General features: G+C 33.8%; 14 protein-coding genes and 1 pseudogene. 8 read left to right on the plus strand and 7 right to left on the minus strand.

Annotated features, from left to right (window positions below; genetic code table 11):
• Positions 1–3: 3 nt before the first annotated feature.
• Positions 4–395 (minus strand): annotated as a pseudogene (locus tag Q0838_RS06655) (transposase); the annotation flags it as partial.
• Positions 396–914: 519 nt separating this feature from the next.
• Here Q0838_RS06655 and Q0838_RS06660 point away from each other — a divergent pair.
• The 4 genes from Q0838_RS06660 (at position 915) to Q0838_RS06675 (ending at position 5,889) form a co-directional block, all read left to right on the plus strand.
• Complete coding sequence (locus Q0838_RS06660) at positions 915–1,181, plus strand: hypothetical protein (protein WP_298952625.1); 267 nt, start codon at positions 915–917, stop codon at positions 1,179–1,181.
• Positions 1,182–1,215: 34 nt separating this feature from the next.
• Positions 1,216–2,055, plus strand: coding sequence for a 1,4-dihydroxy-2-naphthoyl-CoA synthase (locus tag Q0838_RS06665; RefSeq protein ID WP_298952626.1), 840 nt, complete (start codon positions 1,216–1,218; stop codon positions 2,053–2,055).
• A 188-nt stretch (positions 2,056–2,243) separates the two neighbouring features.
• Positions 2,244–4,661 carry a DUF2339 domain-containing protein gene (locus tag Q0838_RS06670; RefSeq protein WP_298952627.1) on the plus strand — a complete coding sequence of 806 codons (2,418 nt, stop codon included), beginning with the start codon at positions 2,244–2,246 and terminating at the stop codon, positions 4,659–4,661.
• Positions 4,645–5,889, plus strand: a complete 1,245-nt coding sequence (locus Q0838_RS06675; protein ID WP_298952629.1) for a DUF3999 family protein — start codon at positions 4,645–4,647, stop codon at positions 5,887–5,889. The genes Q0838_RS06670 and Q0838_RS06675 overlap by 17 nt, the downstream gene beginning before the upstream one ends.
• Before the next feature lie 71 nt (positions 5,890–5,960).
• Here the strand turns inward: Q0838_RS06675 and Q0838_RS06680 are convergent, their stop codons facing one another.
• A complete protein-coding gene (locus Q0838_RS06680) occupies positions 5,961–6,776 on the minus strand; it encodes a sugar nucleotide-binding protein (RefSeq protein WP_298952631.1) in 816 nt (271 codons plus the stop codon).
• 11 nt (positions 6,777–6,787) lie between these two features.
• Positions 6,788–7,870: a glycine cleavage system aminomethyltransferase GcvT gene (gene gcvT, locus Q0838_RS06685; protein WP_298952633.1), complete on the minus strand. Its 1,083-nt coding sequence runs from the start codon at positions 7,868–7,870 to the stop codon at positions 6,788–6,790.
• Between the two features lie 147 nt (positions 7,871–8,017).
• Between gcvT and Q0838_RS06690 the strand changes: the two genes are divergently transcribed.
• Positions 8,018–9,556 carry an NAD(P)H-hydrate dehydratase gene (locus Q0838_RS06690; RefSeq protein WP_298952634.1) on the plus strand — a complete coding sequence of 513 codons (1,539 nt, stop codon included), beginning with the start codon at positions 8,018–8,020 and terminating at the stop codon, positions 9,554–9,556.
• Positions 9,557–9,946: 390 nt separating this feature from the next.
• On the opposite strand, the gene Q0838_RS06695 is transcribed toward Q0838_RS06690, so the two are convergent.
• Positions 9,947–12,511 (minus strand): ATP-dependent Clp protease ATP-binding subunit, encoded by a 2,565-nt coding sequence (locus tag Q0838_RS06695; protein WP_298952636.1) that lies wholly within the window; start codon positions 12,509–12,511, stop codon positions 9,947–9,949.
• A 268-nt stretch (positions 12,512–12,779) separates the two neighbouring features.
• Here Q0838_RS06695 and gyrA point away from each other — a divergent pair, with 268 nt between their 5' ends.
• The 3 genes from gyrA (at position 12,780) to Q0838_RS06710 (ending at position 17,156) form a co-directional block, all read left to right on the plus strand.
• Complete coding sequence (gene gyrA / locus Q0838_RS06700; RefSeq protein WP_298952638.1) at positions 12,780–15,305, plus strand: DNA gyrase subunit A; 2,526 nt, start codon at positions 12,780–12,782, stop codon at positions 15,303–15,305.
• Positions 15,306–15,320: 15 nt separating this feature from the next.
• A complete protein-coding gene (locus Q0838_RS06705; RefSeq protein WP_298952640.1) occupies positions 15,321–16,505 on the plus strand; it encodes a tetratricopeptide repeat protein in 1,185 nt (394 codons plus the stop codon).
• Positions 16,506–16,973: 468 nt separating this feature from the next.
• A complete protein-coding gene (locus Q0838_RS06710; RefSeq protein WP_298952642.1) occupies positions 16,974–17,156 on the plus strand; it encodes a hypothetical protein in 183 nt (60 codons plus the stop codon).
• A gap of 409 nt (positions 17,157–17,565) precedes the next feature.
• Here the strand turns inward: Q0838_RS06710 and Q0838_RS06715 are convergent, their stop codons facing one another.
• The 3 genes from Q0838_RS06715 to Q0838_RS06725 form a co-directional block, all read right to left on the minus strand.
• Positions 17,566–18,057 carry a DNA starvation/stationary phase protection protein gene (locus Q0838_RS06715; RefSeq protein WP_298952644.1) on the minus strand — a complete coding sequence of 164 codons (492 nt, stop codon included), beginning with the start codon at positions 18,055–18,057 and terminating at the stop codon, positions 17,566–17,568.
• 247 nt (positions 18,058–18,304) lie between these two features.
• A complete protein-coding gene (locus tag Q0838_RS06720) occupies positions 18,305–19,153 on the minus strand; it encodes a DUF1853 family protein (protein ID WP_298952646.1) in 849 nt (282 codons plus the stop codon).
• Positions 19,154–19,768: a WbqC family protein gene (locus Q0838_RS06725; RefSeq protein ID WP_298952648.1), complete on the minus strand. Its 615-nt coding sequence runs from the start codon at positions 19,766–19,768 to the stop codon at positions 19,154–19,156. It abuts the gene before it with no gap.
• Between the last annotated feature and the right edge of the window lie 5 nt (positions 19,769–19,773).

The raw sequence follows: 19,773 nt of genomic DNA on the forward strand, positions 1-19,773 counted from the left end.
GAATTATACAGACAGCCTCTGTTTTATTTGATTTTTATAAATAGTATTAGGTTCAAACATTCTGATAATTGTTTTATGAAAAATGCTATTTTTAAAATGAGAACCATTTATTCTAAAGCAAAACTCATCAAAATAAGCTTGAACATGCCATGTACTAACATGAGGAGGTAGTTTTCTTATCCAGGGCTTAACTAGTCTAACAATACATGTGTACTTATTTAAAATCAACACCTTTATTATTGTAAATCTGTTCAAAATTGAAGTTTTTTTTAAGGATTTGCAGCCCTCTATTTATCCGTTAATATTTTAGTTGAGGTACTTATGTGTTCTTCAAATATTGGTGTTAAAGATTTTACAGAAGTGTCATTTAAAGGCTTCAGGTAAACTCCTTTTAATTATCATTAAATTACGTTCGTTATACATTAAATTCCATGCTGGACCTTGTCAACTATTAATACCTTTTCCCATATTTATAAGGTTCATTAATCAGAAATTAAATAATAAACTCAAAAAAATATTTGAATTCTGTTTCATTAATATTGTGAAAAAAGATAATGCAAATGATTATAAAATTTGAAACACCTTGTATGGTAAATGTATTGATCAAATTTCATGGAGTTATTTTTTAAAATAAAATTTTAAATAACATCTCCATAAATTACAAATTTTGAAATATTGCTCATCTAATTCATTATTGATTTAACCTTCAATTAATATTATCCTCTAAAAAAAATAAATGTAAATTTATTTCGCTTGATTACAAATAATTAACCATGGAAAATTAATTTTGAAACCATAATCTGTTATCATGAATCGATGATCGGTATCCAGGTTTTCTATAGAGTAGATGTTTATGATTGCCTTGATTTCTTAAGTAGGTGTAACAAATATTATTTTACAACTACATATATATCATGACAAACGAAATACATTTTATAGATTTTGAGCCTCAGGTTTTAGAGAAGAAATTTTGGACAGGAAGAGTTTATGAAAATCAAAGCCAAGTTATGTTGCGATTAAATGACTGGACTAGAAAAAATTATAATAACGAGATTATAAATATAGAAACGGTGGTCGTGCCTAAACACCCTCATATAAAAAATGATAAAAAGCAAAATAGACTAAACATGCACGGTGGTCATGTGTATATGATTCAAGTGTTACGTGTGTGGTATAAATAGGATAGACCTTATATTTGTATAAAAACTGAATCATATGTCCATAAACTGGAAAACTGCTATAGAATTTGAAGATATTACTTATAAGAAAGCTGACGGTATAGCCCGTATTGCTTTTAATAGACCAGAGGTGCGCAACGCTTTTAGACCTAAAACAGTGAGCGAGCTTATAAAGGCTTTTTATGACGCACAAGAAGATCTTTCTATAGGTGTGGTTATTCTTACTGGAGAAGGACCTTCTAAGAAAGATGGTGGATGGGCTTTTTGTAGTGGTGGCGATCAAAATGCTCGTGGGCATGATGGTTATAAAGATGACTCTGGTACTGGTAGATTAAATATTCTAGAAGTGCAACGTATGATACGTTTTATGCCTAAGGTTGTTATCTGTGCAGTACCTGGTTGGGCCGTAGGTGGAGGACATAGTTTACACGTAGTATGCGATATGACTATAGCTAGTAAAGAACATGGGGTATTTAAACAAACTGACACAGATGTAGCGAGTGTAGATGCAGGTTATGGTAGTGCTTATCTAGCAAAAATGGTAGGACAAAAGAAAGCTCGAGAGATTTTCTTCTTAGGTCGCACGTATAGTGCACAAGAAGCTATGGATATGGGAATGGTAAATGCTGTCGTACCGCATGAAGAACTGGATCAAACCGCCTACGAGTGGGGACAGGAAATTCTTAAGAAATCTCCTATTGCTATAAAAATGGCAAAATTTGCTTTGAATGCCACTGATGACGGGATGGTAGGGCAACAAGTCTTTGCAGGAGAAATGACACGTCTTATCTATATGACTGACGAGGCTAAAGAAGGTAGAGAGGCGTTCTTAGAAAAACGTGTTCCAGAATGGGGAAATGATCGTTATATCCCATAATTCTATTAATAATTTTAGAACTAAAAAAGTGTCAATCTTAATAATTGGCACTTTTTTATTTTACGGTTAAATTGAGAGCTTTTTGTATCCTAGGTTTTAACTATATATATGGTACTTAGTTCCATGACTTTTTACTTACATTAGCACCAGATATAGCCTACAAGTATATCTAGTTCAACCACATTCTTATGGCAGATCAACAAGATGTTATTAATCAGCTTATTGAAAAATTAGCAATTCTTTCTAAAAAGCAAGAAGCTTTTAATTACGAGATATTTGAGTTAAAAACACAACTTAATCAATTACAGTCCTCTGTACTAGCTAGCAATGAGCAAGGTAAGTTAGAGGTAGAAAAACCTACTGTTACAGAAACAGATACTGTATCTAATAACCCCATGGCAGATTGGGAATTTTCTAATCAGCAACAAGAACAACATAGTCAGCCTATCTCTACTGATAATTGGGATACGGCACCCAGTAAAAAGACTGTAGATTCTAAAAAAAACATAGAGCCTAAAAAGAAATCACCACTTCAAAAATCTAATCTGGAAAAATTTATAGGAGAGAACTTATTAAATAAAATAGGTATTCTTATTACAGTTATAGGTGTAGGGATAGGCGCTAAGTATTCTATAGAAAATGATTTAATAAGTCCACTAACTAGAATTATATTAGGGTATTTATCTGCTATAGGTTTGTTCGGTTTTGGGATGAAACTAAAACAGAAATATGAATCTTATAGTGCTGTGTTAGTAAGTGGAGCGATAGTTATACTTTACTTTATTACTTTCTTTGCCTACAGTTTTTATGAACTGATACCGCAAACGGTCGCCTTTATTCTCATGCTAGTATTTACTGGGTTTACCATAGTCGCCTCGCTTAATTATAATAAACAGATTATCGCGCATCTAGGATTGGTGGGCGCTTATGCAGTTCCATTTTTACTAAGTAATGGTTCTGGTCAGGTAGAAATACTCTTTAGTTATATAGCAATTATAAATATAGGGATACTCATTTTAGCGTTTAAAAAATACTGGAAACCCTTGTATTATTCTTCGTTTGCTTTTACCTGGTTCATTTTTATTTCTTGGATGATAATGGATTACCAGGATCAAGAACACTTTACTCTCGCGCTAGGGTTTTTAATTGTATTCTTTGTTATATTCTACCTTACTTTTCTCTCTTATAAACTGGTTAAAAAAGAGGCGTTTGCAGTTCCAGATATTGTCTTATTACTCTTAAATTCTTTTGTCTTCTACGGTTTAGGATTTGCTATCTTAAGTAATAATGAAACTGGTGCATCATATTTAGGTCTATTTACATTGTGTAATGCGGTGGTACACTTTGTAGTTGCAACAGTCATTTATAAACAGAAGAAAAGCGATAGGAAATTGTTTTATCTAGCCACAGCATTAGTACTTGCCTTTATATCTATTGCCATACCGGTGCAGCTAGACGGTAACTGGGTGACTTTATTATGGACGGCACAAGCAGTATTGCTATTCTGGTTAGGCACCTCAAAGAAAATTGAGATTTATGAAAAGCTATCTTATGCCATTATGCTATTGGCAACTTTAAGCCTATTTCAAGATTGGGATAATGATTATAATATTTATGATATAGATTCTTATAGCGATATCACTCCTTTGTTGAATATAAGTTTTATGAGTTCTATGTTATTTGTAGCAGCACTAGGATTTATAGTTTATCTTCAAAGGAAAGAAACTTTTGTATCGGCACTTTCTAAAGACGGTATTTTTTATAAAATGGTTATGTATGCCATACCGTCTGTTTTAATTTTTACGTTGTACTGTGCATTTAGACTAGAAATAGAATTTTACTTTGATCAATGGTATAATATTTCTCGAGTCCAGTTACCTGAAGGATCTAGCCCTTATGCGAGTGATGTCTATGATTCTAGTATCAAGGATTTCAAATCTATCTGGATAATTAATTACACATTCTTATTTATAAGTTTATTATCTTATTTTAATTACAAGAAAATTAAGAACACGGTTCTAGAAAAGGCTGGGTTAATATTTACGGTATTAACTCTCTTCATCTTCCTAGTACAAGGCCTTTATGAAATGAGTAATTTAAGAGAAGCCTATCTATCCACATCAGAATATTACAATAGAGGTGTTTTCTATCTTCTAATACGTTATGTATCGTACGTATTTGTTGCTTTTGCAATGCTCACTTTATATCGATTTATAAAGAAGCCAGGAATAGCCAAAGGCTTTAAAATCGCCTATGATCTTATTCTACATATAAGTATAGTATGGATAATAAGTAGTGAGTTAATACACTGGCTCGATATAGCAGGTGCAACAGATGCTTATAAATTAGGACTAAGTATATTATGGGGTGTGTACTCTTTCTTACTCATAGGTTTTGGAATTTTAAAAAACAAACCTTATTTAAGAATAGGAGGCATGGGATTATTCGGTGTGACATTGATAAAACTATTCTTCTATGACATCGCACATTTAAACACCATTTCAAAAACCATAGTATTTGTATCTCTAGGAGTATTGCTTTTAATTATCTCATTCCTTTACAATAAATACAAGAACCAAATCAATTATAATGAAAAGGAAGATTAAACTTTTTACTGTTTTAACGCTGTTAGTTAGCGTTATATCATTTGCTCAATTAAAAGAGTACAATTATAAGAGGTCTCTAGATCCTGTAAAAGAAGATTGGCATTCCATTACTGTACCAGATGATGTATTTAGTAAGGTATCTCCATCTTTAAATGATATGAGAATTTATGGAATATCTACATCGCTAGATACTATCGAGGTGCCTTATATTTTAAAGATTCATAAAGAAAAGGCCATTTCTCAAAAACACCCTTTTGAGATTATAAATACCTCAAAAACTGATAAAGGCTTTTATTTTACCTTTAGGTTAGACGCACCGACTAGCATTAATAATATACAGTTGTCATTTAAGGATACTAACTTTGACTGGAAGGTAAATCTAGAAGGTAGTCATGACCTTAAACAGTGGTTTACGATTCTAGAAAATTATAGAATACTAGACATTCATAACACGACCTCTGTGTATACGTTTACAGATTTAGTTTTACCAGAATCTAGTTATCGATATTTCCGTGTGTTAGTGAGAAGTGATCAACAGCCTGTGTTAGAATATGCTTTAATCTCTATGGATAAGCTCATAGATGGTGATGTAGTAAAGCATCGTGTTAAAACTATGAAACTTAAGGAGGATAAGAGTACAAAGTCGAGTGTGTTTGAATTTGAGTTAGAAAATAAAGTTCCTGTAAGTAGCATTAAACTTCATGTAGATGCGAATTATGATTACTTCAGAACGATCAATATATCTTACCTATCTGACAGTATTCATACAGAAAAAGGGTGGAGATATAACTACCGCAACATAAGCACAGCGACTCTTAATTCATTAGAATCTAATGATTTTAAGATTAATAAAACGATCGCTCAAAAATTTAGAATATCTGTTTTAAATGGCGATAATCAATCGCTAGACATTACATCAGTGGCTGTAAAAGGTTATAAACATGAATTAATAGCTAGGTTTACCCAGCCAGCAGACTATGTACTCGCTTATGGGAATGAGGCCGGTTACCGACCTAATTATGACATACGGAAATTTAAAAACACCATTCCTGCTCAGTTAACTAGTTTAGGATTAGGTGAAGAAGTGACTATTGATAAAATAAAGCCCACTGAAGTGTCACCTTTATTTGAAAACGAATGGTGGCTTTGGGTGGTTATGGGAATTGTTATTACTTTATTAGCTGGTTTTACTTTTAAGATGTTGAGTAATACTAACGATAAGAATTAAGAATAGAGTAGTGTTTGTATAAATTCCGCTTTCGCGAAAGCGGAACTAAAATAAATCTTCTTTAAAATACTTTAAAGAGTAACACTACTTTCTACTACATCTTCTATGGTAAGTTGAAGATGTTTAGGAAGTAAATTATCCTTAGGTAATACAGCTAGATGTCTATCTTCATTAGAATCAAAAACTTGCTTTAATAAAGGGCGAGAGGTGCCTAGTTGTTCACAAATATCACTAATTAAATCTACATGGTGTATGAGATTGCGACTACCTAAATGAAAAATACCGCGACGGCGTCTGTTAATAATGTAATGGAGTTGCTGTACTAATTTTTTAATATGTGTAGCGTTAATGACTACATTAGGAAAGACCTCTATTGCTTCATTTTTTTTAAGCTGATCTTTGATCTCATTAAGACGTGGTGAGCCCGTACCATAAATCATAGGGATTCTACAAATGACGTATTTAGAAACAGGTTTTCTAAGCAATTCATTTTCGATTCTTATTTTAAAACGACCATAAACACTTTCTGATAGTGTTTTATCGTACTCATAACTTGGGTAGTTAGTAAAACGGTCAAAAACGTTTGCACTAGATAAAAAAATGACCTTGCAATCTCGATTATCTATGTAGTCAGATATCTCAAAATGCATTCTTAAAAGACTATTCACATTACCTCTTACGGCGGTTACTATAAATTTAGGTTTTAAATTATCCAGTAGTAGGTGTAGACTTTCTAATTCATAATCAAATTGATGAAAATGCTTGTTTTTTTTAAAGACTTTACTATCTGTTTTATAGGTAGCATGTACATCAAAAAAAGGCGCAAGCTCTTTATAAAGGGCATTTCCTATAAAGCCGCTTCCGCCTAGTATTAAGATTCTATTCAAAAACGTAAGTTTTACTTTTTATAAAAAGGTAGTTTTACCACTGTGGCAGGTACTAACTTTTTTCTAATTTGTATGTGTATTTTACTACCAGGAGTTGCAAAGATAGGTGGTACATAACCCATTCCTATTCCTATTCCCATAGATGGAGACATAGTACCACTGGTAACCATACCTAAATCTTGCTGGCTACTATCTTTAATTTCATAACCACCACGAGGTATAGCACGCTCGTCCATTTTAAAGGCTATTAATTTTCTATCTACACCTTTTTCTTTGTGTTCTAATAACTGCTCGTGGTTTACAAAATCTTTAGTAAATTTTGTAACCCATCCTAGTCCAGCCTCGTATGGAGAAGTGGTTTCGTCTATATCATTTCCATAAAGGCAGTAACCCATTTCTAATCTTAGGGTGTCACGTGCAGCAAGACCTATAGGTTTAATACCATATGGAGACCCAGCTTCAAAAACCTTATTCCAGATTTGTTCTACCTCTTTGTTTTTACAATATATCTCAAAACCACCAGAGCCTGTATAACCAGTAGCACTAATAATTACGTTTTCTATACCTGCAAAGTCAGATACTTCAAAATGATAAAATTTAATAGCACTTAAATCTATAGAAGTAAGCGATTGCATTGCCTCTACGGCTTTAGGGCCTTGAATAGCAAGAAGTGAATAATCTTCAGAAAGATTTTTCATGTCTGCATTCATAGTATTATGAGCGCTTATGTGTTCCCAGTCTTTATCAATATTAGACGCATTAACTACTAGTAAATATTGCTCTTCTTTTATTTTATAAACGATCATGTCATCTACTATACCGCCAGTAGCGTTAGGTAAATAACTATATTGAGCTCTTCCTACTGTAAGTTTAGACGCGTCGTTAGAAGATACTTTTTGAACTAGATTTAACGCTTCTGGTCCAGAAATTAAAAACTCTCCCATGTGAGAAACGTCAAAAACACCCACGTTATCTCTAACAGTCTGGTGTTCTATATTTACACCTTCATATTGAACAGGCATATTATATCCAGCAAAAGGAACCATCTTTGCACCTAATGATTCATGTATAGCGGTAAGCGCGGTATTTTTCATATTCTAATTTTTGCGAGTTCAAATGTATAGATTTCTCCTTTAAATAGCACACCTTTTTAGATTCTGAAAATGCTAACTAATTCACAATTCTAATTAAATAGCTTTACGCTCGATTTTCTTAACTTGCAGATTCATAAAATTGATACTTTGAAAATTCTAAGCGCACAACAACTGGCAGAAGCTGATCTGTCCACGATTAATAAACAACAAATTTCTAGTAACGACTTAATGGAACGTGTGGCGACACTCGTTTTTGAGAGATTGCATCAACGATTAAATGGCGCACCAGTGCCTGTAAAGATATTTTGTGGTATAGGAAATAACGGCGGTGATGGTCTCGCTATAGCTAGACACATGATACAACATGGTTACCATGTAAAAGTTTATGTCACTAATTGTAGTAAAAAAAGGTCCCCAGACTTTTTAGTAAACTATGACCGTATTAAAGACGTGACTAATGAGTGGCCGGTGCTATTAAGCTGTAAAGAAGATTTTCCAGAAATCACACCTCAGGATTTTATTATAGATGCCATCTTTGGTACAGGTATTAATAGACCTGTAGATGGCTGGATGGCAGATTTAATAGTTTATTTAAATAGTGTCAAGGCATTTAAAGTCGCTATCGATATGCCTAGTGGTCTTTATGCAAATACAGCCCATAAAACTGATGATGCTATTTTAAAGGCAGACCATACCTTTACTTTTCAAACCCCTAAATTATCTTTTTTCCTTCCAGAAACAGGTCATTATGCCGGTACGTTTGAGATAATTAATATAGGATTAGATCCTGAATATTTAATGGCTGCAGTACCGCTAGCCCAATTAATTACTAGAGAGTCTGCTCAAAATATGTATCAACCGCGAGAGAAATTTTCTTATAAAGGCGATTATGGTCACGTCATAACATTTGCTGGTAGTAAAGGAAAGATGGGTGCCGCTGTACTTTGTTCTGGGGCAGCCATAAATGCAGGAGCAGGTAAAGTGACTGCCTACATTCCAGAAGATGGTAATTTTATAATGCAATCTTCTTTACCAGAGGTTATGACCGTAGTAAGTGACGGTGACGATTATATAACCGATTTTAATAACCCTATTAAGAATGCAGTTTTATGCATAGGTCCTGGAATAGGTGTGGAGAAGGATACGTGTTCCGCTTTTGCGAAAGCGGTAAAAGAACAATCTACTCCTATAGTTATAGATGCAGACGGAATTCAAATTCTAGCAAAGCACCCAGAATTATTAGAGCATATACCTAAAGATTCTATTTTAACTCCTCACGATGGCGAGCTTAAGGAGTTGATAGGTGAGTGGGAAAATAGTCATACAAAATTAGAAAAAGCACAAGAATTTTCTAAGAAAAACAACGTGATTCTTGTATTAAAAGGGGCGCATACTATTACTATAGCAGGTTCTGATCAGTACGTTAACAGTACTGGTAATCCTGGAATGGCAACAGCTGGTAGTGGAGATGTGCTGAGTGGTATTATAGCATCATTTCTCGCACAAGGATATGACCCACTTACCGCCGCTGTATTTTCTGTTTACTTACATGGCGCAAGTGGTGATCTAGCATCACAAACCTATGCCCATGAAGGTCTTAAGGCTTCTATCATATCTAATTTTATAGGGTCTAGTATACTACAGCTATTTAGAAATCCCGACCAAGAACAACAGGCGCAACCATAGAGTTAAACTGTTTGTTCCATATTGCAGTAGTTTAAACAGCCCATCATGACCCACTGAATTTCTTCAAAACATTTAAGTTTAAAAGATCTAAAGCACATCATAGATAATGTTACAGCTCTATAGCTATCAGATAACGCTGCGCGAGCCATAAAGGATCGTAGAGATTATCTAGATAAAAACTTTGATGATACAGATCGCAAAACCACTTATATAAATGAGTTGGAAATTTAATATAGAATTTTTCCAATAATTTTGCTCGCTGAGTTCAACTCATAAGTGCAACTATAGTATTTTTTATGGATAAAAGTCTTAATACAGTAGGTTATAAAAAAAAAAACGAGTCTTAGGAAATGCATCTCAAGACTCGTTTAAATGAATTAATTTTAAATATTATTCAGCAGACTGCTCCTCTGGTGATTTTTCAATTTTTATTACTAGTTTGCCTTCTTCTTTATCAAAGTTCATAAAGATAGAATCACCTTCACTAAGCTGACTGTTCACTATTTCTTCAGCAAGAGCATCTTCTATGTTTTTTTGAATAGCCCTTTTAAGTGGTCGTGCACCGTATTCTTTGTCAAAGCCTTTTTCTACGATGTAATCCTTAGCTTCATCACTTAAAGATAAATGGTATCCTAAATCTTTAATTCTAGCAAATAATTTAGCTAGTTCAATATCTATAATTTTATGAATATCATCTTTTTCTAAAGAGTTAAATACAATCACGTCATCTATTCTATTCAAGAATTCTGGAGCAAATGTTTTCTTTAACGCCGCTTGTATTACACCGCGAGCGTTGTCGTCTTCGGCCATTTTACGTGCTGCTGTGCCGAATCCTACACCAGATGCGCCAAAGTCTTTGAGCTTTCTAGCACCTACATTAGAAGTCATTATGATAATAGTGTTTCTAAAATCAATCTTTCTACCTAAACTGTCCGTCAAGAAACCATCATCTAGAACCTGCAGCAACATATTAAATACATCAGGATGCGCTTTTTCTATCTCGTCTAGAAGAATAACCGAGTATGGTTTGCGTCTTACTTTTTCAGTAAGTTGTCCACCTTCTTCATAACCTACATATCCTGGAGGCGCTCCTACCAGTCTAGAAATAGCAAATTTTTCCATATATTCACTCATATCGATACGTATAAGTGAATTCTCAGAATCGAATAATTCGTTTGCTAGAACCTTTGCCAGTTGTGTTTTACCTACTCCAGTCTGCCCTAAGAAAATAAAAGAGCCTATAGGCTTATTAGGATCTTTTAAACCAGCTCTATTACGTTGTATTGCTTTTACAACTTGCTTCACTGCTTTGTCTTGACCTATAACTAAATCTGCAATGGTTTCATTAAGATTACTTAATTTCTTTAACTCTTTAGTTGCGATACGGTTAACTGGGATTCCAGTCATCATACTCACTACCTCGGCAACATTTTCTTCGGTTACCGTGTCTTTATGAAGTTTAGAAGCCTCTTCCCATGCATTTTGCGCATCTTCTAGTTGTTGTTCTAACTTCTTCTCATCGTCTCTTAATTTTGCAGCTTGTTCATATTTCTGCTTTTTAACGACGTTATTCTTTTCTTTCTTGACATCTTCTAGTTGCTTTTCTATTTCAACTATTTGTTCAGGCACTTCTATATTAGTAATATGAATACGAGACCCAGCCTCATCTAGTGCATCAATCGCCTTATCTGGTAGAAAACGATCTGTCATGTAGCGATTTGTTAATTTTACACAGGCCTCAATAGCCTCTGGAGTGTAAATCACATTATGATGATCTTCATATTTTGCCTTAATATTATTAAGAATAGTAACAGTCTCTTCAACAGAAGTAGGCTCTACCATTACTTTTTGAAAACGTCTTTCTAGAGCGCCATCCTTCTCAATACTATTTCTATATTCATCTAGAGTAGTTGCTCCTATACATTGTAACTCGCCGCGTGCAAGAGCAGGTTTAAACATGTTAGACGCATCTAGTGATCCAGCTGCACCACCAGCACCTACTATGGTATGAATTTCGTCTATGAAAAGAATGATGTCATCATTCTTTTCTAATTCATTCATAACCGCTTTCATACGTTCTTCAAACTGTCCTCTATATTTAGTACCGGCTACTAGGCTAGCAAGATCTAGAGTAATGACACGTTTATCAAAAAGTATACGAGACACCTTTTTCTGTACTATACGTAAAGCAAGACCTTCGGCGATGGCACTTTTACCAACACCAGGCTCTCCTATTAATAGAGGGTTGTTCTTCTTACGGCGACTCAAAATTTGTGACACTCGCTGTATCTCTTCTGTACGTCCCACTACAGGATCCAGTTTACCATCTTCGGCCATTCTAGTAAGATCACGACCAAAGTTATCCAGGACCGGAGTTTTAGATTTCTTATTGGTTTTCTTATCACCAGATGGGGAGAATAAATTTTCCTTGCTGCCATCTTGCATTTCTTCTCCCGCGTCATCATCACTAAAAGATTGTGCGCTCACGTCTTCTATATAGCCGTCTTCTTGTGATAGAATCATTTTAAACTCATCCTTCACATTATCGTACTCTACACTTAACTTATTTAAAAGCTTTGTAGTAGGGTCGTTTTCATTACGTAAAATACATAATAATAAATGTGCTGTATTAATAGAAGTACTTTGAAAAAGTTTTGCTTCTAAAAATGTTGTTTTTAGTGCACGCTCTGCTTGTCTAGTAAGGTGCAAGTTCTTCTTCTCGTTTACGGTAGCCGTAATATTAGGATTTGCTGGACTTAATATCTCAACTTTACGACGCAAGTTGTCAAGATCTACCGATAGATTATTTAAAATCTCAATCGCTTTTCCATCTCCATCTCGCAGTAATCCTAACATTAAATGCTCTGTACCTATAAAATCGTGACCTAATCGCAACGCCTCTTCTTTGCTATAGGCGATCACGTCCTTTACTCTTGGTGAAAAATTATCGTCCATATTACTTCTTTTGCTTAAAAGTATTGAATTTATTCTTTCAATAAGCATTATGAAAGATAAAAAAGGGTTAATTCTTTGTTCGCTTTCGCGAAAGCGTAACATTTACAGAACTTTACGTTACTATTTAAGCTATTAAAACTTATTCACAGCGAGAGTTTAAAAGTGTTAATAAAAATAGCACTAAAACAGTTTCAACACCTTATTAATACTAGCGATTTACTTAAATTGCTAGTTGTTAAAATAACTAATTTAATATAATCTGATTTACATGGCAGATGGAGAAAAGTTAATCCCGATTAATATCGAGGATGAAATGAAGTCAGCATACATCGATTACTCGATGTCAGTCATAGTATCACGTGCGTTGCCAGATGTACGAGATGGGCTAAAACCAGTACACAGAAGGGTTCTTTATGGTATGTATGAACTAGGTGTACTTTCTAATAGAGGTTACAAGAAAAGTGCGAGAATAGTAGGAGAAGTTCTCGGTAAGTATCACCCACATGGAGATACATCCGTCTATGATACTATGGTACGTATGGCACAAGAATGGTCATTGCGTTACATGATGGTAGATGGTCAGGGTAACTTTGGTAGTGTAGATGGTGATCCACCAGCTGCAATGCGTTATACTGAGGCAAAGATGCGCAAGATATCTGAAGAGATGCTTGCTGATATAGATAAAGAAACAGTTGATACGCAGCTTAACTTTGACGATACCCTATCAGAGCCTACTGTTTTACCAACAAAAATACCTAATCTCCTTGTTAATGGAGCTAGTGGTATTGCTGTAGGTATGGCAACTAACATGCCTCCACACAACTTAACTGAAGTGGTGGATGGTACAATTGCCTATATCGAGAATAACGATATTGAGATAGAAGAGTTGATAACGCACATTAAAGCACCAGATTTTCCTACTGGTGGTATCATTTATGGTTATGATGGTGTTAAAGATGCATTTCATACCGGTCGTGGACGTATTAAAATACGTGGTCGTGTAAGAATAGAAGATGTAAAAGGTCGTGAATGTATAATCGTTGATGAGTTACCATACCAGGTAAATAAAGCAGACATGATTAAGAAAACTGCAGATCTTATCAATGATAAAAAACTAGAAGGAATCGCCTCTATTAGAGATGAGTCTGATAGAAAAGGTATGCGTATCGTATATGTTTTAAAACGTGACGCTATTCCTAATATCGTTATCAATAAACTTTATAAGCATACAGCACTTCAGTCTAGTTTTAGTGTAAATAACATTGCTCTAGTAAAGGGCCGTCCTCAATTACTTAATGTAAAAGAGATGATTCATTACTTTGTGGAGCACAGACATGAAGTGGTAACACGTAGAACAGAGTATGAACTGCGCAAGGCTGAAGAAAGAGCACACATTTTAGAAGGATTAATTATTGCTAGTGATAACATCGATGAAGTTATTGCTTTAATAAGATCTAGTAAAAATGGAGAAGAAGCTCGCGGTAAGTTAATTGAGAGATTTGAACTCTCAGAAATTCAGGCTCGTGCAATCGTTGAAATGCGCCTTAGACAGTTAACAGGTCTAGAGCAGGATAAATTACGTAACGAGTACAGTGAGTTAATGAAGACTATTGCTGACTTAAAAGATATTCTTGCAAAGAAAGAACGTCGCATGCAAATTATCAAAGACGAACTTATGGAAGTTCAAGAAAAATTTGGTGATGAGCGTCGTTCAAAAATTGAATATGCTGGCGGTGATCTAAGTATAGAAGATATGATCCCTGATGAGCAGGTAGTTATAACTATTTCTCATGCAGGTTATATAAAAAGAACGAGTCTTACAGAGTATAAAACGCAAAACCGAGGTGGAGTAGGTCAGAAAGCGAGTACCACAAGAGATGAAGATTTCTTAGTAGACTTGTTTGTAGGTACTAACCACCAGTACATGTTATTTTTTACAGAAAAAGGTAAGTGTTTCTGGATGAGAGTTTATGAGATTCCTGAAGGTAGTAAAACCTCCAAAGGTCGAGCTATTCAAAACCTTATTAATATTGAACAAGATGATAATGTTAAAGCAGTAATATGTACGCAGGATATTAAGGATAAGGAGTACATTAATAGTCATTTTGTGATTATGTGTACTAAGAAAGGTGTTGTTAAGAAAACATCTTTAGAACAGTATTCTAGACCTAGATCAAATGGTATTAATGCGATTACCGTTAGAGATGGAGATACACTTTTAGAAGCAAAGTTAACCACAGGAGACAGTCACGTAATGTTAGGTTTAAAGAGTGGTAAAGCTATACGCTTTGACGAGTCTAAAACTAGACCTATGGGTAGAAATGCCAGTGGGGTGAGAGGTATTAGACTATCTCATGATGACGATGAGGTGATAGGAATGGTGGCAGTAAATGACATGGATTCTAATATCCTGGTTGTTTCAGAAAAAGGTTACGGTAAACGTTCTAGCCTAGATGATTATCGTGAGACTAATCGTGGTGGTAAGGGTGTTAAAACAATTTCTGTAACTGAAAAAACAGGTGGCCTTGTAGCTCTTAAAAACGTTAATGATGAAGATGGTCTTATGATTATCAATAAATCAGGAGTTGCTATACGTATGGATGTGGCAGATTTAAGAGTTATGGGACGTGCGACTCAAGGTGTTCGTCTTATTAACCTCAAAGGAAATGACTCTATTGCAGCTGTCGCAAAGGTGGTAAAGGAAGAAAGTGATGATGAGAACGTGTCTGATGACAGTGTAATTGCTGCTCAGCAAGATGGTACGGATCTTGACATAGATGACAGTGAGGAATAAATTTAAAATATTATTATGAAATTTAAATTAACAATTACTTTTCTAGCAATGGCCTCTTTGGCTGTTGCTCAGAAAAAGGAGATTAAAAAAATTACTAAAGCAGCAGAAAAAGGAGAATTCAGTAAAGCGCAAAAATTATTTAATTCTATAGATGAAAGTGCGGTAGAAGCAAAATATGCAGGTGCTTATGAATTTTTTAAAGTGGTAAATTATATAGATCTTACCGGTGTAGAACCAGTTAGTCTTGATAATTTACGTAAATCAGAGTCTGCTATCGCAAACTCTAAATATTTGGGTTATTCTAACTTGAAGCTGGAACCGATATTACAAAATTTTATCTTAAACAGTAAACTTCAAATTGCTAATGACAAGGTAAAAAGTGGGGACACAGATACGGCGCTGAAACTGGTAGAAGAATTATATCAAAGTAATCCAGAAAATTTAGATATGCTTTATAATGCAGGTAATCTTGCTTATAGTAGTGCTAAATATGATGTAGCTCTAAAAAAATATTCTGAACTTTTAGAAAAAGGTTACACAGGAGTAAAAACTACTTATGTAGCGACTAACCTAAATGGAGTAGTGGAGAAATTTGCTAGTGAACAAGTAAGGGATTATTCTGTACAAGTAAAAACCCATACAAATCCTGATACAGAAAAATCTATTTCTAATTTAGGAGATATCGTTCTTAAAACGGTATGGTTACATGTTAATAAAGAGAACAAAATCAAGGCAAAAGAGGTTTATGAAACAGCTTTTAAAAATTATCCTAGTGATTCATCTCTTAAGCTGGTTAAACCAGACATATTATTAACATTAGGAATGATGGAGGAGTATAAAGAAGCTATAGAAAATATGGATTCTGAAGTTACTGATCCTAAGGTTTTTGATAATTTAGGTGTCGCGGCAATAGAGAAAAAGAATTATGAAAGCGCAATACGTTACTTTAAATCTAGCCTTAAGCTAGAATCTAATAACTATTATGCTTTAGTTAATTTGTCAAATGCTTATTTAGAGTCAGGCAATTTAGAAAAATCTACAGTTGCAGAGCAAAAGAATTTTTATAATCAAGCAATTTCATGTTTAGAAAAGGCACATGTTTTAAGACCAGATGAAAAAGGTGTTAAGGAGACCTTAGTTAGTCTGTATGATTTTTTAGGGATGACAGATAAATCTGCTCAAATGAAATCTAAAATGTAAGTAATTACAGCGTTCTTGAATAAACGGAATAGAAAAAAGCTCTTGGTAAATTCAAGAGCTTTTTTTATTTATATGAAGTCTCGTCCTAGAATTACGTTAATAACAGACATAAGTGTAATGAAAACTACAGAAAATACTAGATATGTTAGAGCAGTACAACGGTTTATTTACTTTCTTTTAAACTTGACGATATTCATCAAATAGAGCATGGATTACTTAGAAGAGTTTAAGGTTAATAGAAACATGATATTTAAGCGGGCTTAACTTTGCGCTCATGGCCAAAAAAAATATGGTAACTTTTATGAGGAGCACTAAATACCAACTACAATGTCCAAGAGACCTAGACCTGTGCAGCGTATTCTAGAGTTGTAGGTAAAAGTAAAATTGCAAGACAGAACAGAAGCCAGAGCAGAATATATCGCCTAGAGAGCCGATTATGAATTTATCATATTAGACATCCTTGTCGATATGGACGTGACGGAATATGAAATACTTCTAAGAAAAATAACAAGCCCTAGTTACCTACATTTAATAAGAGCTGCCTATTATTCTATAAAGATAGTAAAAGTAAACGTTGCTATAAGATATGATAGCAATGGTTTATGGTTAGCCCAGGATATGGCATTAAAAGGTAGGTTCTATACACAGTGATTTTTAATAGAATTGAAGCATTATTCAAATAGAGGTTGAAAATATTACTCAAATAATTATCAAATCTAGATGAAGATAATAAGATAACCACACGTATGCCGATGAAATATGATTCTTAATAAAGGACTGTAAAAGAATGTGTTGCCGGTGTTTTAAAACAAAAAGTGAATATAACTCTATATGAAACACCTTTAGAATTAAAAAAACAAACTAATAAGAAAGTCGATTTAACTATATAATATTAAAGAGTGACATCCATCACACCATATGCTAACACCAGATCTATGGCATGCACACTATAAAAACCTATAAATCAAAAAAGCCTTAGCAAAGTAGTCGTCTTTGTTAAGGCCTCATTAATATCATTCAAATACAAATAATCCCTATCGATTATTTAAGACTAGAAATGCTATATAGCTTTTCTAGTACTCTCTGTATTCATTCTCCATGCGTCTAACATCCATGTTGTAGTTTCCAATTCTCTGATATAAGCGCCTATTAGATCAATGGTACCCTCATCTTCGCATTCACCAGCAGCACTTACAACCTGAGCCATTTGTGTAAGAATACTTCCATGATCATCAATTAGGTTGTTTACCATTTCTATATCTGTAAGCTCTGACTTAGTTTCTTTTAAGTTAGATAATTTAAGATAATCACTATAGTTAGAGGTAGGCTGGTATCTTAGTGTTAAAATACGTTCTGCAACTTCATCAATCTTTATAATGGCATCATTGTACATTTCTTCAAATTTTACATGAAGGTCAAAGAATGAGCGTCCTACTATATTCCAATGGTAATTTCTCAATTTTTGATAGTACAGATGATAATCTGCGAGCAATATATTAAGTTCTTTACTCGTGTTTTTTGCTTTTTCTAAATCAAAATTTAAATAATTCATTTCTCGTTTATTTTAGTTGTTTAAAAGATTATGTAGCTGTTTTAAAATTAACCAATCTACTACATGTATCATCATTGATTAAGATTCTAGGTTTTATATATGTCCTAGAAATTATAATCTTGTTTTAATACTATAAAGGTAGGTAGTACCTGTTAACCATGCTTTGAATATTGAGTTAAAATGTGTTTATGAAATCACAAATAGGAGCGAATGATTTAATTATAATACAGCTCTATGTATAGAATGTTTATTTGATCACAAAGAAGCGCTCTAACGTGCTATCTTCTAGTTGCATCCATATTAACGGTGCAAATCCACGCGTTAAACTTGCTGATGTTAATTTTAAAATTTGAATAAAGGTAAAAGATTCCTCCAGCTGTTGAGGCTTCATTTTCCATTCAGATTTTTTTGGTAGGTAATAGGTGTTTGACGTTTCCGCTTTCGCGAAAGCGTTATAGTTAAAATAATATCCCACTATACTTGATTTATTGATATAATCGAAGGTATGATTCCATAGTTGGTGAGGAATAAACACATGGGCTATAAAACAAACCTCTTGACGTATTTTATGTACATCTAGATTATACTGATCTAAAATATCTCGTGTATACTGGTTATAGAGTAAGGGTAGTTGCTGGTTTTTAAGATGATCCATTTTACGTACCAAATTATCTTTACCATTAGGACCTTGGTATTTACTAAGCTCGAGTCTTATTGGGTCTTTATCTTTGATGATTTTATGGTTATCGTAGATATAAAATTTATACACTAATTCTACATGGATAATTTGCTTACTTTTTTTTTCTTGTACGATATAATCGAGTTCACCTATGGTTATTTTATTCTTATATATTTGTTGATTAGATAGTAATAATTTGTAATTGCTTGATTGTTCTATACAAAATTTAAAAAAATGTTCTGCTCTTTTACCTAATACTGTTCTTTGAGGTATTGCAGGTAAAGTAATTTGATTTTTTTCTTTTAAATGATCAAAATTAAGGCTAGAAAAATGAAATTGATCAAGACCTAATAATGTGCCAGACCATAGGGTAGCAGTGCTATAAAAGTTTTTAAATCTCGCTAGACTGTTATCCATTTATAATTTATAGTAATGCTGTTTAAGATAACTACCAGCCGCAGGTCCTAGATTAAATAATAGATCTAAACCGCTTAACGGCTGTATAAAGCCATGCTTTTCTTGGAATACCTGTATGTATGGGTGTAGTTCAAAAAGGGCATCACCTTTGGCAGTAATTAATCTTTTTGCAAGTGCGTTATCCTCATAATTAACAGCTCTAGTTATAGTCCGGTCTATTTGAAGATGGTGCATCAAAAAATGCAGGGTTCTGATGTTCCACTCTAATAATGAAGATGGTATTTCTTTAAATAATTCTTCTAGGTCGTCTTGATAATATTCAAAATAAGGACTACTGTAATAAGCACTTTTTATACTTTTTAAATGTGTTGATGCCCAATTTTGCGAATTATCTATTTTTATCGAACTATAAAGAACAGAATGTCCTTTTTTTTGATGGATAATAGGTATGTTAAGTGCGAGTTTACCATTTGCGGCGCCTATGTAACATCTGTTTCTATAAGTTTGTTTTACATAACTATCCTGCTGCTCTAGAATAATATTATGAGCATGATGTATATGAATAAGTGTAATTACATCCACAAAGTAGGAGGGATGAATAATTAAATCATTCATAGCTA

The organism is uncultured Nonlabens sp., assembly GCF_947495285.1.
Taxonomy (GTDB): Bacteria; Bacteroidota; Bacteroidia; order Flavobacteriales; family Flavobacteriaceae; genus Nonlabens.

What these genes read in the sequence shown, in the direction of transcription:
- Q0838_RS06660 (WP_298952625.1), top strand. Translation starts at nt 915, where the DNA reads ATGACAAACGAAATACATTTTATAGATTTTGAGCCTCAGGTTTTAGAG.
- Q0838_RS06715 (WP_298952644.1), bottom strand. Translation starts at nt 18,057, where the DNA reads ATGAATTATTTAAATTTTGATTTAGAAAAAGCAAAAAACACGAGTAAA.
- Q0838_RS06695 (WP_298952636.1), bottom strand. Translation starts at nt 12,511, where the DNA reads ATGGACGATAATTTTTCACCAAGAGTAAAGGACGTGATCGCCTATAGC.
- Q0838_RS06725 (WP_298952648.1), bottom strand. Translation starts at nt 19,768, where the DNA reads ATGAATGATTTAATTATTCATCCCTCCTACTTTGTGGATGTAATTACA.
- Q0838_RS06675 (WP_298952629.1), top strand. Translation starts at nt 4,645, where the DNA reads ATGAAAAGGAAGATTAAACTTTTTACTGTTTTAACGCTGTTAGTTAGC.
- Q0838_RS06705 (WP_298952640.1), top strand. Translation starts at nt 15,321, where the DNA reads ATGAAATTTAAATTAACAATTACTTTTCTAGCAATGGCCTCTTTGGCT.
- Q0838_RS06670 (WP_298952627.1), top strand. Translation starts at nt 2,244, where the DNA reads ATGGCAGATCAACAAGATGTTATTAATCAGCTTATTGAAAAATTAGCA.
- Q0838_RS06720 (WP_298952646.1), bottom strand. Translation starts at nt 19,153, where the DNA reads ATGGATAACAGTCTAGCGAGATTTAAAAACTTTTATAGCACTGCTACC.
- gyrA (WP_298952638.1), top strand. Translation starts at nt 12,780, where the DNA reads ATGGCAGATGGAGAAAAGTTAATCCCGATTAATATCGAGGATGAAATG.
- Q0838_RS06710 (WP_298952642.1), top strand. Translation starts at nt 16,974, where the DNA reads ATGGACGTGACGGAATATGAAATACTTCTAAGAAAAATAACAAGCCCT.
- gcvT (WP_298952633.1), bottom strand. Translation starts at nt 7,870, where the DNA reads ATGAAAAATACCGCGCTTACCGCTATACATGAATCATTAGGTGCAAAG.
- Q0838_RS06665 (WP_298952626.1), top strand. Translation starts at nt 1,216, where the DNA reads ATGTCCATAAACTGGAAAACTGCTATAGAATTTGAAGATATTACTTAT.